General features: G+C 65.2%; 1 protein-coding gene. It reads left to right on the top strand.

Translation table 11 applies throughout. The features are described 5' to 3' along the window. Positions 1 to 62 precede the first annotated feature (62 nt). Positions 63 to 977, top strand: a complete 915-nt coding sequence (locus ACFWTC_RS38985) for an IS982 family transposase (RefSeq protein ID WP_384030772.1) — start codon at positions 63 to 65, stop codon at positions 975 to 977. Positions 978 to 1,010 lie beyond the last annotated feature (33 nt).

The following is a 1,010-nucleotide window of genomic DNA, read 5'->3' as shown; positions in this document are numbered from 1 at the left end:
CTAGATGAGTGAGTCCAAGGGATGGCCTGCGGACATAGGACGAGGGCGTCCAATGTCAGTGTGTGAAGACGGACCTGGACACCCTCGCGACAGCACTCTATGCCCGGATCGACGACGAGTTGAAGGCTTCGCCATGGTTGGCCCCATGGCGTCCCGCCGTCGGGATCACGCCCACACTCAGTGACGCCGAACTGGTCACGCTCGCGGTGATGTCAGCGTTGCTCGGTTACACCTCCGAGCGGCGCTGGCTTCGCCGCGTCGACCGGGACTTCGGCCGCCTGTTCCCCCACGTGCCCCAGCAGTCCGGTTACAACAAGCGGCTGCGGGCTGCGTCCTCGCTGGTCACCAGCATGATCCGGATCCTGGCGCGGGACACCACGCTGTGGAACGACGACGTGTGGCTGGTCGACTCCACACCGGTCGGCTGCGGATGCTCCCGCGAGACGGCCAAGCGCTCGGACCTTGCAGGCTGGGCCCAGTACGGCTACTGCGCGTCGCACTCCCGGTACTTCTGGGGGCTGCGACTGCACCTGGTGTGCACGCTCGGCGGCCTGCCGGTCCTGTTCGCACTCACCGGCGCGAAGGCCGACGAACGCGAGACACTGCTCGACATGCTCGACACCGCGCCCGACGTCGAAGCCACCCACCCCGGGCAGACGATCATCGGGGACAAGAACTACTTCGGTCGTGCCTTCGAGCATGACCTCACCGAACGTCACCTGGAGTTGCTGCGACCGACCCGCAAAGGGGAGGCCGAGCGGGCCGGCGCGCACCTGTTCAAACCGCTGCGGCAAGTCATCGAGTCGATCAACCAGACCCTCAAAGGGCAGCTCGACCTGGAACGACACGGCGGCAAGAGCCCGGCAGGGGTGGCAGTCCGCATCTTGTGCCGACTCCTCGCCCTCACCGCGGCGATCTGGCACAACGACAAAACCGATCAACCCATCAAACGGTCACTGACCGCCTACGATCACTGACCGCAACGACACCCCTTGGACTCATTCATCTAG

It is taken from the genome of Streptomyces sp. NPDC058619 (assembly GCF_042717785.1).
Lineage (GTDB): Bacteria > Actinomycetota > Actinomycetes > Streptomycetales > Streptomycetaceae > Streptomyces.
This window is presented reverse-complemented; position numbering and strand designations above follow the sequence as displayed.